16 protein-coding genes are annotated in these 18405 nt (G+C 36.8%); 6 read left to right on the forward strand and 10 right to left on the reverse strand.

Going from position 1 to position 18405, the window contains the following annotated elements; translation table 11 throughout:
- The first annotated feature begins 27 nt into the window (after positions 1–27).
- Entirely contained in the window at positions 28–1362 is a 1335-nt protein-coding gene (gene rimO, locus AB6N04_RS01695; RefSeq protein ID WP_369310199.1) for a 30S ribosomal protein S12 methylthiotransferase RimO, read from the forward strand.
- Between the two features lie 212 nt (positions 1363–1574).
- Complete coding sequence (locus AB6N04_RS01700; RefSeq protein WP_369310200.1) at positions 1575–2213, forward strand: helix-turn-helix domain-containing protein; 639 nt, start codon at positions 1575–1577, stop codon at positions 2211–2213.
- Positions 2214–2797: 584 nt separating this feature from the next.
- On the opposite strand, the gene AB6N04_RS01705 is transcribed toward AB6N04_RS01700, so the two are convergent.
- A complete protein-coding gene (locus AB6N04_RS01705; protein WP_369310201.1) occupies positions 2798–3427 on the reverse strand; it encodes a response regulator transcription factor in 630 nt (209 codons plus the stop codon).
- A gap of 470 nt (positions 3428–3897) precedes the next feature.
- On the opposite strand from AB6N04_RS01705, the gene AB6N04_RS01710 reads away from it, so the two are divergent.
- Positions 3898–4893, forward strand: coding sequence for a LacI family DNA-binding transcriptional regulator (locus AB6N04_RS01710; RefSeq protein ID WP_369310202.1), 996 nt, complete (start codon positions 3898–3900; stop codon positions 4891–4893).
- A gap of 31 nt (positions 4894–4924) precedes the next feature.
- On the opposite strand, the gene AB6N04_RS01715 is transcribed toward AB6N04_RS01710, so the two are convergent.
- Positions 4925–6382 carry a glycoside hydrolase family 32 protein gene (locus tag AB6N04_RS01715; protein ID WP_369310203.1) on the reverse strand — a complete coding sequence of 486 codons (1458 nt, stop codon included), beginning with the start codon at positions 6380–6382 and terminating at the stop codon, positions 4925–4927.
- 159 nt (positions 6383–6541) lie between these two features.
- On the opposite strand from AB6N04_RS01715, the gene AB6N04_RS01720 reads away from it, so the two are divergent.
- From AB6N04_RS01720 to purT, 3 genes are all read left to right on the forward strand, one after another.
- On the forward strand, positions 6542–7489 hold the full coding sequence (locus AB6N04_RS01720) for an aminoimidazole riboside kinase (RefSeq protein WP_369310204.1): 948 nt from the start codon (positions 6542–6544) through the stop codon (positions 7487–7489).
- Between the two features lie 170 nt (positions 7490–7659).
- Entirely contained in the window at positions 7660–8586 is a 927-nt protein-coding gene (rarD, locus tag AB6N04_RS01725) for an EamA family transporter RarD (protein ID WP_369311930.1), read from the forward strand.
- A gap of 123 nt (positions 8587–8709) precedes the next feature.
- A complete protein-coding gene (gene purT, locus AB6N04_RS01730) occupies positions 8710–9888 on the forward strand; it encodes a formate-dependent phosphoribosylglycinamide formyltransferase (protein WP_369310205.1) in 1179 nt (392 codons plus the stop codon).
- 88 nt (positions 9889–9976) lie between these two features.
- Here the strand turns inward: purT and AB6N04_RS01735 are convergent, their stop codons facing one another.
- From AB6N04_RS01735 to AB6N04_RS01770, 8 genes are all read right to left on the reverse strand, one after another.
- On the reverse strand, positions 9977–11209 hold the full coding sequence (locus AB6N04_RS01735) for a hypothetical protein (protein ID WP_369310206.1): 1233 nt from the start codon (positions 11207–11209) through the stop codon (positions 9977–9979).
- 46 nt (positions 11210–11255) lie between these two features.
- Positions 11256–13811, reverse strand: a complete 2556-nt coding sequence (locus AB6N04_RS01740; RefSeq protein WP_369310207.1) for a fimbria/pilus outer membrane usher protein — start codon at positions 13809–13811, stop codon at positions 11256–11258.
- 62 nt (positions 13812–13873) lie between these two features.
- Positions 13874–14623 carry a molecular chaperone gene (locus AB6N04_RS01745; RefSeq protein WP_369310208.1) on the reverse strand — a complete coding sequence of 250 codons (750 nt, stop codon included), beginning with the start codon at positions 14621–14623 and terminating at the stop codon, positions 13874–13876.
- Positions 14620–15336: a molecular chaperone gene (locus AB6N04_RS01750; RefSeq protein ID WP_369310209.1), complete on the reverse strand. Its 717-nt coding sequence runs from the start codon at positions 15334–15336 to the stop codon at positions 14620–14622. Before AB6N04_RS01750 ends, AB6N04_RS01745 begins: the two co-directional genes overlap by 4 nt.
- A gap of 19 nt (positions 15337–15355) precedes the next feature.
- Positions 15356–15901 (reverse strand): fimbrial protein, encoded by a 546-nt coding sequence (locus tag AB6N04_RS01755; RefSeq protein ID WP_369310210.1) that lies wholly within the window; start codon positions 15899–15901, stop codon positions 15356–15358.
- 5 nt (positions 15902–15906) lie between these two features.
- Entirely contained in the window at positions 15907–16470 is a 564-nt protein-coding gene (locus tag AB6N04_RS01760; protein WP_369310211.1) for a fimbrial protein, read from the reverse strand.
- Positions 16445–17119, reverse strand: coding sequence for a molecular chaperone (locus AB6N04_RS01765; RefSeq protein ID WP_369310212.1), 675 nt, complete (start codon positions 17117–17119; stop codon positions 16445–16447). Before AB6N04_RS01765 ends, AB6N04_RS01760 begins: the two co-directional genes overlap by 26 nt.
- A 70-nt stretch (positions 17120–17189) precedes the next feature.
- Positions 17190–17720: a fimbrial protein gene (locus tag AB6N04_RS01770; protein WP_369310213.1), complete on the reverse strand. Its 531-nt coding sequence runs from the start codon at positions 17718–17720 to the stop codon at positions 17190–17192.
- Positions 17721–18405 lie beyond the last annotated feature (685 nt).

Raw genomic sequence — 18405 nt, forward strand, 5'->3', positions numbered from 1 at the left:
TTTTTAAAACAATAAAAGAAGTGAGTTATGTCGCAAAATACTAATCCGGTGCCAAAAATTGGCTTCGTTTCACTCGGATGTCCAAAAAACTTGGTGGATTCAGAACGCATCTTAACAGAGCTACGCACTGATGGTTATCAAGTCGTTCCAAGCTATGATGATGCAGATTTGGTCATTGTGAATACCTGTGGTTTTATCGATAGCGCGGTACAAGAATCGTTAGAAGCGATTGGCGAAGCGTTAAACGAAAACGGTAAAGTCATTGTGACAGGGTGTCTTGGTGCAAAAGAAAATCAGATTCGTGAAGTTCATCCGAAAGTTTTAGAAATTACGGGGCCACATAGCTATGAGCAAGTGTTAAGCCATGTTCATCATTATGTCCCTAAACCAGAACACAACCCATTCTTTAGCTTAGTGCCGGAACAAGGCGTTAAGTTAACTCCAAAACATTATGCTTACTTAAAGATATCAGAGGGGTGTAATCACCGTTGCACTTTCTGCATTATTCCTTCAATGCGCGGTGACTTAGACAGTCGCCCAATTGGTGATGTTTTAAATGAAGCAAAACGCCTTGTTGCTTCGGGTGTGAAAGAGTTATTGGTTATCTCACAAGATACCTCTGCTTACGGTGTTGATGTTAAGCATCGCACAGGTTTTTGGGATGGACAGCCAGTAAAAACAAGTATGGTTGGATTGTGTGAGCAACTTGCGACAATGGGCGTTTGGGTGCGTTTACATTACGTCTACCCTTACCCTCATGTAGATGATGTTATCCCATTGATGGCTCAAGGTAAGGTTTTACCGTATCTAGATATACCGTTGCAGCATGCAAGTCCCAAAATTTTAAAATTGATGAAGCGCCCTGGGGCTGTAGAAAGAACATTAGAGCGTATTAAACGTTGGCGCGAAATTTGCCCTGAGTTAACGTTGCGTTCAACCTTTATTGTTGGCTTTCCGGGGGAAACGGAAGAAGACTTCCAAATGTTACTCGATTTCTTAACTGAGGCGAAATTAGACCGCGTAGGCTGTTTTAAATATAGCCCAGTGGAGGGAGCAAAAGCCAATGAGTTGGCAGATCAAGTCCCTGAAGATGTAAAAGAAGAGCGTTACCATCGGTTTATGCAATTACAACAGCAAATTTCAACCCAGCGACTGCAAGATAAAATCGGTCGTGAAATTCTGGTGATTATTGATGAAGTTGACGATGAAGGGGCCGTTGGTCGTAGCATGGCAGATGCACCTGAAATTGACGGTATGGTGTATTTGAATGGGGAGTTTGATGTAAAAGCTGGGGATATCGTTAAAGTGCTTGTTGAGCACGCTGATGAATATGACCTGTGGGGAACGCTCATCACTGCATAATAAAAAGAAGTTGTTTGTATCTTTTAGGGCCTACTTGTTGTTTAATAAGTAGGCTTTTTTGGTTTCATTTTGGGATTATTTTGGTTTTCATATTGAAAATTGATACAGATCAAATGGTAAAAATCTATCAAAGAATAATTTGATCTAGGATATAAAAATTAAATGGCAAGTTGACATAATCAGATAACTCTTATCGAAGAATAAGGATAATTATGTCGGCTCAGTTATTATTTACCACTACAGCAACAAAAGAAAATACAGCTTATTTAGATGATAATGAGCTTCACCTTTCGCTAATACGTGATACCGTATTATCTGGATTATCAACGCTTGATGAAATTGATGCTGATGTTTCCTTGTTAAGTCTTCAAGGTGAAACATTATGGCTAAGTCAAAAAGCTCAAGATAACTTTGAAATAGCTGATTTGCTATTAGGGGAAATGAGTCAGAGTGCTCAGGAACGGCTTTTTGTTAGTCCTATTGAATTGCACGGTAAATTTTATTATTTAGCACCCGTCTATTCGCCATTAGGTGAATTGCGGTTGATCGTCGCTTTATCAACCTCTCAGATAAATAGCAATATATTGCTTGCTCTTCTTCAATCGTTAGCAAGAGAGGCCAGTGAAAAGCTGAAATGCCAATCTTATGTATCGTCACTTTCACGTGTGCAGTTTAATGGTGCCCGCGTTGCCGATCTGAATATCCAGTCAGTTGAAAAAGCACTCATTATTGAGGTGGCAAAAGCTTGTCGAGGTAAAATTCAACAGATGCATCAGGTTTTGAATATGGGAAGAACAACACTGTGGCGAAAGCTGAAGCAATATCATATTGATATTAAAGAATATAAGTAGAAAAATTTGCTATTTATCTACATAAAAAATGTAAAAAAAACGCTTCGACATATTCTTAGATGGATGAGCACCATAAAAATAGTTGAAGCGTGAAAGACTGACCAATACTTGTGACAAATAACCACTACAAGCGGTTAGAATGAGATAAAGAGTCATAAAAAGCAGCGTGGATCTTCTCTAAATTTTCCCTTTTTGTCTGTCAATGGCAGTCTTATCTTTTTAGTTTACGGTGACGTGAACAAAAATAAATATCGCGAAATTAAAGGGATTTCTTTACCTGTGGATAGCTGACCTAGTGATATAAAATAAAAAACGTTTCTCTATTTAATAGAGTAAATAATCATAGTAATTATTACAATTGTAACTATTAATTAACTTAAGTGCGTTTTTTTGTGATACTACCTGTGTAATTTAATTTATTATTATTTATAAAAACAGATGGGATTATGGAATTAATAGCATATTAATCTATAATTTTCTAAATTATTATATATTAATGTTTTTATCGGATGTGGGTATCTGATGGTTTAACGTGAAACCATCAGATATAATAACTACTATATTGTAAAAACATATAACATATATTACATATTTTTAGAGTATGTATTAATATATTCGTATTCTTGAATAAGTTGAGGAAGTGATTTGATACCTAATTTTGTATAGATGTTCGAACGATGTACTTCAACTGTTCTTGGCGATAATGAAAGCTTTTCAGCCGTTTCTTTGCTGGTATTACCTTCTAAAATCATATCCATTATTTCCCTTTCTCTGACAGATAGACGATCAAACTTATCTGAAAGGTAAGTATATTTCTTGTGACTCTCGTGCAGGTCTAGAAACTGCTCAGTGGCACTATTGATTGCATTGAAAATTTCGATATCTTTGAACGGGAAGGGGAAAAAGTCAAAAGCACCAGACTTAAAGCTTTCCCTGCATAGGCTAACTGAAGGCTCTTCAGCAAGTACAATAAAAGGCACAATACCAAAGGTATTATTTATATTGGTTAATCTATTAATACGATTTTCGTTATTGTTTAAAAATAATAAAATACATTCCTTAACGTTACTTTCCAGGGGGTAAGTATAATTACTGATAAATGTATCTTCGTTATTATAAAACTTAAAGACAAAATCAAATGACTCCATCATTAATTTCAGTTTATTCTTAAAGACATTATCACTATCTATGATTATGTGAATGGTGTTATTCATCACCATACTCCTGTTGAACTGATTTGATATTCATATTAAATTGATAAAATAAGTAGATAAATATTGCTCAACGGAATTGGGCAATAATATTTTCTACAGATCGTTGTTCTTTTTATTAATGTATTACTGACCTTAATTTATATTAAAAACATCATCTAGTTAAATTTAATATAAAAATAGAAACAAAGGTTAAAGTTTGTGTCAATGCGTAAGAATCGATTAACCACATGTAACAATTTAGGTGCTTTTACTTGTTTCACGAGTTTTTTTGTGATCGTAAATCCGTTGGAAAATTTTATAAACAGGCTCAATAATATCTTAAATAGTCAGTCAGAAAAAGCCTGATAAGTATATTTCATGCAAGTTTAGTAAGTGATAGTACCGATAAGGGGATTTTTGAAGTTAAGGTGCTTTTTCTATCTGACATGATAGAATTTATTACAACCTTTTTAACTGAGTGAATATACTTAATGGCTTCCTTAAAAGATGTTGCTCGACTTGCAAATGTATCTTTAATGACAGTTTCGCGAGCAATTAATAATCCTGAATTGCTAAAACCAGATACGCTCAAGCAAGTTCAGCAGGCAATTAATACACTCAACTACATTCCAGATTTCTCAGCGAGAAAAATTAGAGGAAAAAGCTCTAAGGTTTCAACTGTAGGGGTATTGGCTTTAGATACAGCAACAACGCCTTTTTCTGTTGAAATTATTTTGTCGATTGAGCAAACAGCAAGGCAATATGGTTGGAACAGTTTTGTTGTCAATATAACGTCAAGTGAAGATAGTGATAGAGCGGTTAGGCAACTATTGTCTCAGCGTCCTGATGGCATTATTTTTACCACAATGGGGCTGCGGGAGGTGACTATTCCTGAGTCTTTACACCAAAGCCAGTTGGTTCTAGCAAACTGTATCGATAAAAACACATCATTTCCTGCATATATTCCCGACGATTTTAATGGTCAATATAAAGCGGTAGAACGCTTAATTGAGAAAGGTTATCGAAAGCCATTGTGTTTATATATTCCACAGGAAACTCTTGCTGGGAAAATTCGACGAGAAGCCGTAGAAGCAGCTTGGAAAAATGCTCATTTACCGCATAGCGATTTGATGCAATATCATCTTGAACTGGGTGATGAGCATTATCTTGATGTTGTGGCTATAATCGATTCTCATTTTCACAATAATCAACCAGATTTTGATGTTATTATTTGTGGAAATGATCGCGTTGCTTTTTTGGCATACCAAATTTTATTAGGCCGTGGTTTACATATACCTAGTGATATTGCCGTACTGGGATATGATAATATGATTGGTGTTGGTGACTTATTCTATCCGCCTCTTAGCACAGTGATATTGCCGCACTACCAATTAGGGCAACAAGCTGCGCTTCATATTATAGAAGGGCGTCAACATCAAGAGACCCAATATGTAGCATGTGATCTCCTTGAGCGCAGCTCGTTTTAACTGTATGTACTATTTTTTTGAAGATGCTTGTTTATGCAATTGCTTTACTCAAAGGCCAATAGATTGCGCTTTTTAATAGTGCCGCATGGTTAATAGTAAATAGTTGGAGTATCTTTTGTTCCTGTTCGGGGTAAATACGGCAACTAAAATTAATTTCGCCATCGTTAATGAAAATCTCTAGGCAAGACTGGTCAATAAATGCATGAATTTTTAGTTGTTCAGTTTGTGGTAAAGGCGTACTACGGCTATCACTAATTACATATTCAGGATAGTGGCGCATCAATGTTAACTGTTGGCTTTGATTATCAATATAGAATTGCAGGCCATTTCCAATCCAGAAGCCAAATTTTTCAGCCAAAATACTTTGCTTTAAATCCCAAATGAGCTCTATTTCACAAGCGGTTACATGCTTATTAAGTAAAAGTGTGGTGTTTTTGGGCAAATACGTTTCTGTAAAATGGGTCGCTGATTGCCGCAATGACTCTAATTCACGGATTGGCTTAGCAATAATTTTGCCTTGTTTTGATAAGCTAAGTTCTCTTGGTAATGTAAAACAGCCTGACCATCCATGTTTACTCGAAGGCATATGACTTTCCCACATATCCATCCATGCAATAGCAATGCGTCGTCCATCTTTTGCTAAAAAAGTTTGAGGCGCATAAAAGTCTTGCCCGAAATCTAACTCACTAAATGGTTGTGTAATTTCATAAGATGAATTGGAAGACCAATTTCCAACTAAGTAACCATTTTGATAAAGGTTGCGGTATTGGAAATTGTTTGCTTTTTTTCCTTGAGGAGAAAATAAAGCGATAAAGTGACCATCAAGTGGGAAGAAATCAGGGCACTCCCACATATAGACATCTTTGTCATCTGTTTTTGCGAGCACCTGAAAGTGAGGATCCCAGTGGAACAAATCCGTTGTATTAAATAACAAAATTTGCCCTTGATCAAAAGTATCCCTAGCGCCAACAACCATCCACCATTTACCATCTTGTTGCCATACTTTAGGATCGCGAAAATGCATATATCCTTTAGGTGCGGGAAGCACAACCCCTTTTTTCACAAAATGAATGCCATCATCACTCACTGCTAAGCACTGTGATTGTTGGATCTGACTGTCGTCACCTTCATCTGCTAACCAAATATGACCGGTGTAAAACAAATACAGTTTACCGTCGTGGCTGACGGCTGAGCCTGAAAAACAGCCATCTCGGTCATAATCTTCACTTGGCGCAAGGGCAATGGATTGATGTTGCCAATGCACCATATCAGTACTTGTCGCATGTCCCCAATGCATTGGACCCCACTGTGAACTGTAGGGGTGATGTTGGTAAAAGGCATGGTATAGACCTTGATGATAAATTAGGCCGTTAGGGTCATTCATCCAACCTGCTTGTGGGGCTAAATGGAAATATGGGTAAAACCGGGAATTTCGTGTTTTTAACGTATTTTCAATAGCTTGATTTGCTCGTTTAATCTGTTTTTCCATGATAGATCCTTGATTATGTTGCTAACAAATCTGAAATGGATAAATGGTGTGAGATAACGCGTGCGTTTTCTAATCAATCATTTTATACTTTATGTTAACGTTAACAATGAAAGTTTGCTAGCTTAAATTTTCGTGATTTACCATGAAAAAGGAGAAAAGATGAAAATCTGGGCGTTGGGTGATGCTGTTATTGATCTGATCCCATTAGAAAATATGCAGTATCAAGCTTGTGCGGGGGGCGCACCGGTTAATGTGGCAGCAGGGGTGGCTCGACTTGGTTATCCCAGTGGGTTTATTGGCAGAGTTGGTGAAGATACATTTGGTCATTTTTTGCAAAAAACCTTATTTGACCTTGGTGTTGATACGCAAACGATGGAATTTGATGAAGAGTATCGAACAAGTACAGTATTAGTTTCATTACATGAAAATGGTGAACGGGAGTTTGCGTTTTTGGTTTCGCCTTGTGCAGATCAATTTTTAAGCTCAAGAACTTTACCGCAGTTTGGCCAAGATATTTTACATTTTTGCTCACTGGCACTTGTCCATCCAATATGTCGCGCTTCTTTAACAGAGGCAATAATTCAGGTCAAGCAGGCAGGGGGACTGTTAAGTTTTGATGTCAATATTCGTCCTCAAATGTGGGAGGATCATGAAGAAATGCACCAAGTGGTAGATACTTTCGCCAAACAGGCTGATATTTTGAAACTATCTGATGATGAATTGCTTTGGTTAACCCATGAAAGTCTATTTGATAAAGCGATAGACAAACTACGAAGTTACCCCGCGCAGCTTAAAGTTGTGACACAAGGTTCTCAAGGGTGTAGGGTGCTTACCCGTGAACATAATTTTGCGCTAAGTGCTTACTTAGTTGACAGCATTGATACAACGGGCGCTGGAGATGCTTTTATGGCAGGCTTGTTGGCGGCGATTAATCAGTATGGTATGAGCAATGCAAAAGATAACTTGATAAAAATTGTTTCTCAGGCAACAGCTTGTGGTGCATTAGCGACAACAAAAAAAGGCGCTATTGCAGCTGCGCCAACAGCACAAGAGTTGGCGGAATTTATGCAACAGCAGCCGCCGTTACATCAAAAAACAGCCTTTTAGTGGCAAGGGACAAAATGCAAATAAAAAGTGGCGGAGTTCGCTATTTTTTATTTGCATATAATTTGAAATTATTAAACTTATAATGAGTTCTTGTGACATTTTATTTTTACTATATTGGCGTATGATATAAAGCTAATTTTACTTTATTAGATTTTATTGTAGGTTATATGATGTTGCTGCGTTCAGGTGTGGCTCTGGCTATTTTTTCCTATATTTTATGGGGGATAACCCCTCTATTTTATCGCCTACTCCCTGAAGCTGAGCCTCTAGAACTACTAGCCCAACGCCTTATTTGGTCTATCCCATTACTGTTTTTAATTCGTATAGTGATGAAAAATAAAACAATATGGAAAAACGTTTGGGCGGATAAAAAATCAATTATTCTGTGTCTTTTTAGTTCTTCCATTATGGCTATTTCTTGGACGACATTTACGTATGCACTCACCCATGGGCAGGTATTAGCGGCAAGTTTAGGTTATTTTATCAATCCATTATTTTCCATTTTATTGGGCGTTATTTTTTTACGTGAAAGATTAGTTTTTGCCGAAAAGATGGCCGTCATTTTTATTTGTGCTGGAGTGGGGTATCAAATCTGGCAGTATGGTGAACTACCCATTTTAGCGTTAGTGATGGGAAGTGCATTTGCGATATATGGATTGATCCGTAAATTTATTCGGTTTGATGTTATTACCTCACTGTTTTTAGAGGCATTATGGCTGTTGCCCGTTGCAATAGGGATCACCTGGTGGCTATCGGCAAAAGGGTTAAGTGCATTGGCAGATGGTGATTGGCAACTGCGCACTTTGTATATATTAGCCGCGCCAGTCACTATTATTCCCCTGCTGTTTTTTACTGCGGCGATTAAGCGTACATCACTCACTGTCATTGGTTTGGCTCAATATATAGAGCCAACTATTCAATTTTTACTCGCCGTATTCTTGTTTAATGAATTATTTGATTGGGTAAAAGGGATTAGTTTTTCACTAATTTGGATTGGTTTGTTATTTTGTATTTTGGCTTTGCTGCATAAGCAATACGCTAAATTTTCCCAAAAAGATCCTTATATAACAGGGCGAGATGAAACACCACATAATTAGATAATATTTCATTTATTTCAAATAGCTACGATTTATCTCGTGGCTTTTTTATTTCGTGAATAGAAAAAGCAAACGTTTGCTTATATAATCTTCGCTATTATTTGGCATAGAAGGTCATTCATCATGGAACAGTTAGGTACTGCACTTTGTGCATCTGCAACGAAAGTTATGTTACTGGGGGCGGGGGAGTTGGGTAAGGAAGTTGCTATTGAATGCCAACGCCTTGGTATTGAAGTCATTGCGGTGGATCGCTATGAGAATGCACCGGCTATGCACGTCGCTCATCGTAGTTATGTGCTCAATATGTTGGATGGTGATGCACTGAAACGTGTCGTTGCAACAGAAAAGCCTGATTTTATCGTGCCCGAAATAGAAGCGATTGCGACGAAAACGTTAGTTGAATTAGAAGAACGTGGGCAAAAGGTTGTCCCTTGCGCAAAAGCGGTTTTCCTAACAATGGATAGGGAAGGTATTCGCCGACTTGCTGCTGAAACATTAGGTTTACCAACGTCCGAATATTATTTTGTTGAGAGCCAGTCAGATTTTATTGATGCTGCAAAAAAAATAGGTTTTCCCTGTATTGTTAAACCTGTCATGAGTTCGTCAGGGAAAGGGCAAAGTGTTATTCATTCATATGACGATTTGGAAAAAGCATGGAATTACTCTCAAGAAGGCGGGCGCACAGGGCAAGGGCGAGTCATTGTTGAGAAAATGGTGAATTTTGATTTTGAAATTACCATGTTAACGGTTAGTGCGGTAGATGGGATCCACTTTTGTTCCCCTGTCGGTCACCGCCAAGAAAAAGGCGATTATCGTGAGTCTTGGCAGCCTCAAGTTATGAGCGAAAAAGCGTTGGAAAAAGCGCAAGATGTTGCTGCGAAAATCGTAACTGCATTAGGTGGTTATGGGGTATTCGGCGTTGAATTATTTGTGTGTGGTGATGATATCATTTTTAATGAGGTTTCCCCGCGTCCCCATGATACGGGGATGGTCACTCTGATTTCGCAAAATCTATCTGAGTTTGCTCTACATGTACGTGCTTTTTTAGGTTTTCCAATTGGTCAAATTCGTCAATATGGGCCAAGTGCTTCAGCCGTTATTTTGCCTGAACTTCATAGCCGCAATATGGTGTTTTCTCATGTTAAAGATGCGTTCGGTTCTGATATTCAGTTACGTTTATTTGGTAAACCCGAAATTGCGGGAACCCGTAGATTAGGTGTTGTGTTAGCGATTGCAGATTCAATCGAAAAAGCGTTAGAACTGGCTGAAAAATCAGCAAAAAAAGTAGTGGTTTCTGGCTAGTTTCCCTATGACAAAAAAGCTCATTAATAAAAACATTAATGAGCTAACTAATTAATATAAATACTAAATCGAGAACAATGAATAGGGATTATTCAAGATAGAATGATACGTCAATGCTACCTCGATAACCGCCAGCTTTGACATTTCCGTTTTGGCAGAGGTTAAAGTACAGATTCTGGCGTAAGTTAGTGGTGGTAATATCCCCTAGCTTGATGCGGTCATAATATACAAGCGCATCACTATGCCCCCTTCTACAGATATCTGATTTAGGAGGAACTTTAGATGTGACAATATAAGGGCGCTGAGTTGAGTCACTGGAGTTACCTGACGTAGAATCTAAAGCCATTCCCGCCAAGTTGGTACCACTCGTTGTCCCTTCAGCCGTTTGCCCGTGTAGTTGTTGGTTCGCCGATAACACCATCAAAAGCTTACCTGTTGTGACACAATTTATCGACATTGTGGCAGGGCGTGTTTCGAGTAATTGGTTAGTTTTATTACCCGCTAATTGATTATTAAAAACGATATTAGTGGCTGTCATTGGTGTTACAACGCACGAATCGAGGGCTTCAATACTGAGTGTATTATCATCTAATAATTTTGTTTTTGAGCTATATGAACCCATATAGGAATACATCGATGCTCTACCAAACCTTAATTCTTCGTTTGTCGATAACTTATAGCGCCCTTTGGTTATTGTGCCTTCTCCACCACTTTCAGTACTGGCATATGCAGAAAAGCTGGTAATATCAGCGCGGATGTAGCCTGTTCGGTTTCTGCTATCAGCAATAAAGTAATTTGGGATGGGGCTTGTGTTTGTTTCTATATACCACCCCAAAGAATCGGTTTGGTAAAGGTTACCCGAGATTGTCCTTGATTTGCTAATCGTCGCGCTTCTATTATCTCTCGTATAATTCCATCTATAAAAAGACGCACTGACCGTTCCATTAAGCAGTAGTATGATAATTTTGTTCGGGTCATTTTCATTAATTAGTCGAATTCCAGGTGCGCCATTATATTTAGGAAAGTTAGAAAGAATCCAGTTGTTTTTTACCGTATAAAAGTTTAAATAAATGTCACGGTCAGGTAGAGTAGGATAGTTAATATTAGGGTTAGTTAACGGTCCTTCCTCCTCAAAATGATATTTTGGATGGTAATCAAGGTAGGCAGACCTTGCTGAAGGGTAAAGCTCTCCCAAATAGCCTGTTTGCCCTGCACGGACGGTCAATTTGTCCGCAGCCAATGATGAGGACATCGCACCAAATAATAGTGCAAATAATGGGATACTTTGTGAAAATGAAAAATAGGATGTTAATTTTTTCATTGTGATTCTCTTATTTGTCAATTTTACAGTAGACAATCAGCACTTATTATTTGCACTCAGTTGTCAGTGTTCTAACAGGCGAGTCCGCTGTTACCACAATACTTTCCAAGGAAGCGTAATTAATTGAACATTGTCCATCTTGGCTTCCCCACTTAATATTAATTTTCCCTGAATCAGGCAACCCGCTCATATAGAGTTGGTTGTTAGAACCAACAATGCCTGTATTGATATCATCGTCCTTGTCAGTGGAAACGAGAGTAGCTATTGCCCCAAATGGCGGCATTTTGCCTGCCGAACTAATATTGATGATGGCTTGATAACCAATTTTAGTTTTAAAGTGACGTTTGATGATGGCACCTTCTGTTGGGTACACCATCATAGAGGTATCTTTAAAGGTAATATCATCAGGAAGTGTATTCACATTGACCGATATTTGGTTGGCAGTATTGCTGGCTAACTGCGGGATCACTGCGTTACCAAAGCGGTCAAATTTCGCACCTGTTGTGAGTTCAGCGCCTTTGGCTCCATCTGCGGTGATAATTGCAATGGTATCACCGATATTAGGTGACAATGAGACACCATCAGAGTGGACAAGCATTCCGCCACTCATACTGGCATTCATTGTTCTATTCGAATCAGAGTAACTATATCCTGCTGATAATGTCGAGTTATCAGCGGAGTATGTAGCATTTGCACTACCGCCGTAGTTGCTACCTTGGCTATTGTAATTTTGGTATAAGCCATAACTAAATTTATTTTCCAGTGCTGTACCGGTTAAACCTGCTTGATTGCGTGTTTCGCCATGATTATCAACACTGATACCATAGCGTGCACTCATCGATTGAGCCATTTCACTATTGGTGAGTAATCTTAGTGGCACCGAAATATCTAAAGAAACAACACGGTTTTCTGGCCACGAGTTGTTGTAGCTTTTCACTCGGTCAACCATATAACTCAGGCTATAAGATACACCTTTATAGTTATTGTTGTATGACAGGCCAACAGACGTATTGGAACTCTGACCACCCCAATAGGTATTTTTTGCCGCTCTTAATGATAAAGAACCATAAGAATCAAAGGATTGGCTGATAGACGTTTGGAAACTGTAACGTTGCCTTGAGCCTGTCCATGGGGCTAACCCATCTTTAATATCGTAACCTGCGTTGTTGTAATCAGAAAATGAATAGAAATCCTCTGTGGTATAGCGTAGTGCCGTTAAGTCAAAAGAGGTGCCTGTTGACAGTAAGCTTTTTGAATAACGTATACGATAAGATTGTCCTTTTAAGCGTTGGTTTGAAAATTTGGCGTCAGAGTGGGTAATGTCCGTAGATAATGCACCCAGTATGCCTAATGAAAGCCCCACACCGCCAACAATAGAATTATATCCATTGGAAACTAATAAGCCGCCATAGGTCGTAATGTTGTAAGGTAAGCCAACACTAAATGTTCCTAAGGTAAATGTTTTCTTTTTTGAATCTGTGGTAATCCCACCATTATAACGACCTGCGACTATTTCGTAGTTATACATTCCTTGTCTTTCCATCATTGGTAATGATGAATAAGCTTGGGTATAAACAGTTTGCTTACCATTTTCTTCTTCAATGGTAACTTCCATGTCGCCAGCCAAACCACTTGCCGGAATATCTCTGATCAAGAAGCGACCCGGTGCCACAAATGTTTGATATACAACGCTACCATTCTGACGAACGGTTACAGTCGCATTTGAGTTTGCAAAGCCCTCTACGATAGGGGCATAACCTTGCATATTATTCGGATTCAGGTTCGGGTTTGATTTTAGACTGGCACCTTTCATCGGAATGGAGTCAAAAATCGTACCACCTGATGAAATTTCACCCGCTTTTAAGGTCGATTTAATCGCATTAATTGTTCTATATACATAGGTATTTGAAAAGTCAGAATCAGTGTCGCTTGATGAATCACTATTTTTATTATAACTATACAAATAGCTGGTTCTTAGCCGCCATGCATCGAAGTTAATCCCCGCATTGATATTGGCAAAAATAGAGTTAGATGTCCCAGCTTTTTGATAATATTGGCTTAGTTGGCGGTTGTTACTGTAATTTAGGACATAATCCATAATTAAAGCAGTTACACCATCATCACGTGCATCGGGCGGAACATAGCCTGTAAAGTTAGGCACCATTGCAATTTGTGGGATTGACAAACTCACCGTTAACGTTTGAGCATCAAATATAGCGGAAGCATCCGTAATATAGTCAGTTACGTTTGTGATAACAAAATCATCCGCTAACCCTCTTAATTTGGGTACCGCAGATATATTGACGCCGAGTTTTTTTAAGTCACTGATAGTGAATGTCGGAGAAACTTTATCGTTTTCACCTTTAATGAACGTGATATTAAATTCCCCAGAAGGGATCATATTGACATTGACGTTGACTTCATAATCACCCGGTGTCAGCGTGTTGTCTTGCATAAAATCATTTAAATTGATTTGCGAGACATCAATACCGCTACCATGCATGAGTAGGCCTGGGTCAAAGTAAGATTCAGCGTGTGCAAAAGTAGGGATCATTGCATAACAACATGCAAAAACCTCTAATGCTATTATTTTAATTTTCATCCCTTTCACAACATCACCATTTATCGTCAATCGTTATAGTTAATAATGTTCCAACATAAGATTTAATTTGATGATTCTTTACTTAGCTCCATCAAATATTCATCTGTAAATCGCCACTCAATTTTCCCGACGTTACTATTTTTTAGCGTAACTTCTTTCGTAGAAAAAGGTGTTAATGTTATTTCCCTTTCACCATTTTTAATTTCATTTCCAGCGACTTTTAAATAATCGAATGTCAAATAAAAAGGTGTTGGGTTCTCTATTTTTAGTCGCGTATTATTTCTTGTGATTTTAACTTTCTTTGCTAAATCACTGGTTTTTAAATTTTCAATTTCTTTAGGGCGGTAAAGTAATTTAAAGTAGAAATTAGGTATAATATTTAATTGAACGCTATTTTCTTCTTTTGTTTTATCTTCACTTGGGATCGCTCTAATGCCAATCCAAAAAAGACTTTCCCTATCTTTTGGCATATCAATGCCATTAATTTTCATTCCAGTACGGCGTATATTCCAGGAGTGTTGTGAACCCGGACCCATATTTTTTAATGGAGGCAAAATGATAAAAGGAACTGTTTCTGCATCTTTTTTCTCTTTCGGTAGCAAAGTTTCTTCATCAACATTTGCTATCCAAGCTTCCATTAAATAATTTTTATCGTTTCCGTTTGTCATATCGATGCTGATACCACCCGCATCACTTTCATTATAAACATATCTTTTTAGGAGAAAGTCGAAGCCTGTCGGGGTGTTTGCTAATGCGACTACAGGGAGGCATAAGCATAAAAAAAACAAAACCAGTAATTTATTTTTTATCATTTGTGAGTACCATTTAATGTTACTGACTTTAATTTTGTTTCACCACCATAGTCATTAATAATGTCCCACTCTAATTTTGAAACCTTTTTTGTTGTTGGTATTTCAAATGTAGAAAAAGGGGCCACCATAGGGGCTCTATCACTGATATAGGGTTGTTTATCCATTTTGATATTAACAAACGTATAATAGTAAGGAGATGGGTTATTGATAATAATTCTGTCTCCTGACTGCTTAGCAGTTAGTTCGTTAATGTAATCTTTTACATTCCCGTTAATACCATTTGGACGGTAAAACATTTTGATAACTATTTTCGTTGATAAGTTAAACTTTGTGTTTATTTGGCTACTTTCGTCATTATTATTTTTTTTGGTTTCGGGTATGAAGTTAACCATCAAGTAAAACAACGATTCTCTATCATTTGGCAGTTCGTTTAATCCTTTCGGTAAAATTTTTAATGCATTACTCGAGTTTTCTTTCAGCGTCACGATAGGCGGAATAACCGTAAAATTGTGACTTGGCTCATTTTCGTTACTTAGATCAGAAAAAACTAAGCTCTGAAGTAGGTATTTTTTGTTTGCAGTGTTATAAGCACTTACACTTTGGCTTTTATCACCTTGGGTAAATATTACCCTTGAGTGGTCTAATGAAACGGCTGCAAGTGCACCTTGAGATATAAATAAAATTCCCAGTAAGGCTTTAACCATTTTTTTCATGTAAATTTCCACTGTATTATTAATCGGCGTAATAACCGATAGTTAATGTTGCAGAGAAATCACCTTCATTAGGTTCACAATTATCTATTGCGCAACGTAACTTAGCTGTGACAGTTTTGGTTGCGCTTGTGCTTTCAATATTATCCCAGATAACAGATGCTGCACTGGGTTTGCCCAAAGGGTTATTGTTGATATTGATAACACGGTTGCCATCCAATAATTGAACCCCAATAACACCAGTTGGATCATCATTGAAAAAATTATTAGTACCATTCAATGTGTTACCAGATGACAGATAAACAAGTGCAGTACTTTGTGATTGGTTATTGCAATTCTTCAAACCAATTGTAAAGTTTTTTGCAACATTGTCATTTTTAATTTCTGTTACGGTGGTGATACCTGCTTGATTACCCAGTAAAATTTCAGAAGGGACATCAATATCACAAGTTTTCGCTAAAAATAAAACAGAGAACTCATATCTAACAGTGTAATTGTCAGCTGCCATTACAGGGTAATACATGAAAATTGTTAAAAAAGTTAGTAAGACCTGCTTTATTTTTTTCATGACACTTAATCCTGATAAAATTCAAAAGTAACAGCTGCGCTCGAATCACCGGGTTTGACACCATTTTCTCGTTTTACTAGGCTAACTCGATAATTAACTTCTACTGAATCACTGGTCGTGGATGGGAAAGTAGAAACGCTTTCATCATTCACTTCCTGACAAGTTTGGTTGTTTTTATCACATGATTCAAGTAAAAAACCCGTTTTAGTTGTATCCCCTAGTCCGTAAAATATGCCATTGCTAAATTGTGTTGAAGAAGCTGACTTAGATTTTATTTTTATGTTTTTTTCTGTATTTGCAGGAAAATTTTTACAAACGATGGTATATGAAAAATTTTCAGTTAAAATGGGCGTTTTTATTGGGTGTTCATTGACTTCAGATGCGACAAGAATACCTTTTTTATTAAAATCGATAGTTTTATTTAAATCACTGTTATCGTCGAATTCACAAGTTCCTTTTGTGATCCGAGTTTTGAACTGTATTTGCCCGCTCTCTGCAATAAGTTGGCTTGAAAATAGAGCAATACCTAGAGTTAATACTATTTTATTGAACCGTCCCATGGTATTCATTGTATCCCCCAAGATCGTTGATAACAGCCCATTTAACTGCTCCATTTTTCGTTTGGCTCAAATAATTCATTTTTGAGAACGGGGCTATTACATTATTTTGCTTATTCAGTTTTATGCCTTTACTATTAACATATAGTCCAGCCAAATTGACGTAATAAGGTGAATCATTGACTAATGTAATTCCGTCTGCCGACCTGTTAATTTTAATGCTTTTAAATGCAACATCTTGTGGCATCGATAAATTCTCAGGGCGGTATATAATTTTAATAATGTTTTCTAAGCCAACTTTTACACCATTACTTTCATTCATTTCAGGTACATTACGTGAGTGAAAGTAGTACATCGACTCTCTGTCTTTAGGAAACTTGTTTGTTATCGCTTTAATTTTAATAATATTGCGTTGTTTTGGCGATAATTTAAAAATAGAAGGTGTAATAACAAATAAACCTTCAGTAGCTGTTTTGCTGTTTAACTGTTGTGTAATAAAATTCGCAACTAAATAAGACTTGTCATCGTCATTTCGTGCAGAAATAGATGCTGAATTATTTTTTTCTTCAATGATAATGCGTGTTTGGCTTAAGCCTACACCTGCTTGAGTTGCAAATGAAAAAGTTAATAATAAAAAAAGTAAGGATTTTAATTTTATCATTTTTAATTTCCTTTATTGCAGGCGGTATATATACCGCCTGCTCAACTAGCTAATTAACCAAAAATAGTTATTAGTCGTATGCAACGCTGAATGTTACAGGAACATTTAAAGATTGAGCTGAAGCATCTTTAGTCGTTACATATAAACCAGCAGTGACTGGAACGATGTAGTCGTTATTACCTAATACTTTAAGATCAGCGATAGTTGCTTCTTTGTTAGGAACGATATCCACAGAACCTGATTTTAATTTAACACCGACTTGTGATGCTTGTGCATCAGCAAACATGTCTGAGTGACCAGCTAAAGATTCACCCGTTGCTAGGATTGAAACTTCAGTTGCAGTATTTTCATCATCATAAACTTTAGTACATTTGTTTAATACTAAATTAAAGTTTGATTCAGCTAATGCTTTATTGATATCAGTGATTTTTTCAATTGAGTGCGTACCTAAGTTTACTAAAGTTTTAGACGCACTAATATCACAAGTTGCAGCAACTAAACGAGCATTGAAATTAACAGTTGCATCTTCTGCTGCGAAAGCTTGAGAAGATAGAGCCGCTGCAGTTAATGCACCAATCAGAGCAAGTTTATTGAATTTCATAATAGTTATTCCTAATTATGTGAGAAATTTAAGATTTATTTGTATCTATTTGGGCGTACTAAATATTAAGTTTTTATTCTAACAATAAGGAATTTTAAATTTTTATTAAAGCGGGTTTGATAAATAATAATTATTATTTATCTCGCTAGAATAATAAATTTATTTAAAAACTTAATTTTTAATCTTGTTAAAATATTATTGCAAGCTTTCACTTGCTGAGTACACGAATGATATTAATGGTACTCATATTTGTTGTCAAATTGAGGAAAATTGAATTTTTAGCTTTCATGTATGTTTTTCAAATTGTTATTTTTGAGGCGTTTCAATCACTTAGGTGATATTTTTTTTCATTAATTTAAATTTGAGTGTGTTTTTTGGTGTTTTATGCTGTGTTTACTTTGTTTTTTGAGTTATTTTGGTTTTCAATTCCGACATTTACAAAAATTAATAAATTGTCTCTTATTATAACACTTGAGCGGTGTAAGCTCGGTAAATGTTACTAATAAATAATAGATATAAGTAAAATATGTATAAATAAGGTGTTTTCACTATCTATTATTAATATTAATCTGTTTTCTTTATTAAGATTTGATTTTTTAAATGGTTATTTAGATGACGGCGCTTAGGAGTATTCTTATTATATTTTTAAGTCTAATAGAAAATAAGTTAGCATTTCTTATAAGAT

Source organism: Providencia rettgeri, from assembly GCF_041075285.1.
Classification (GTDB): domain Bacteria; phylum Pseudomonadota; class Gammaproteobacteria; order Enterobacterales; family Enterobacteriaceae; genus Providencia; species Providencia rettgeri_G.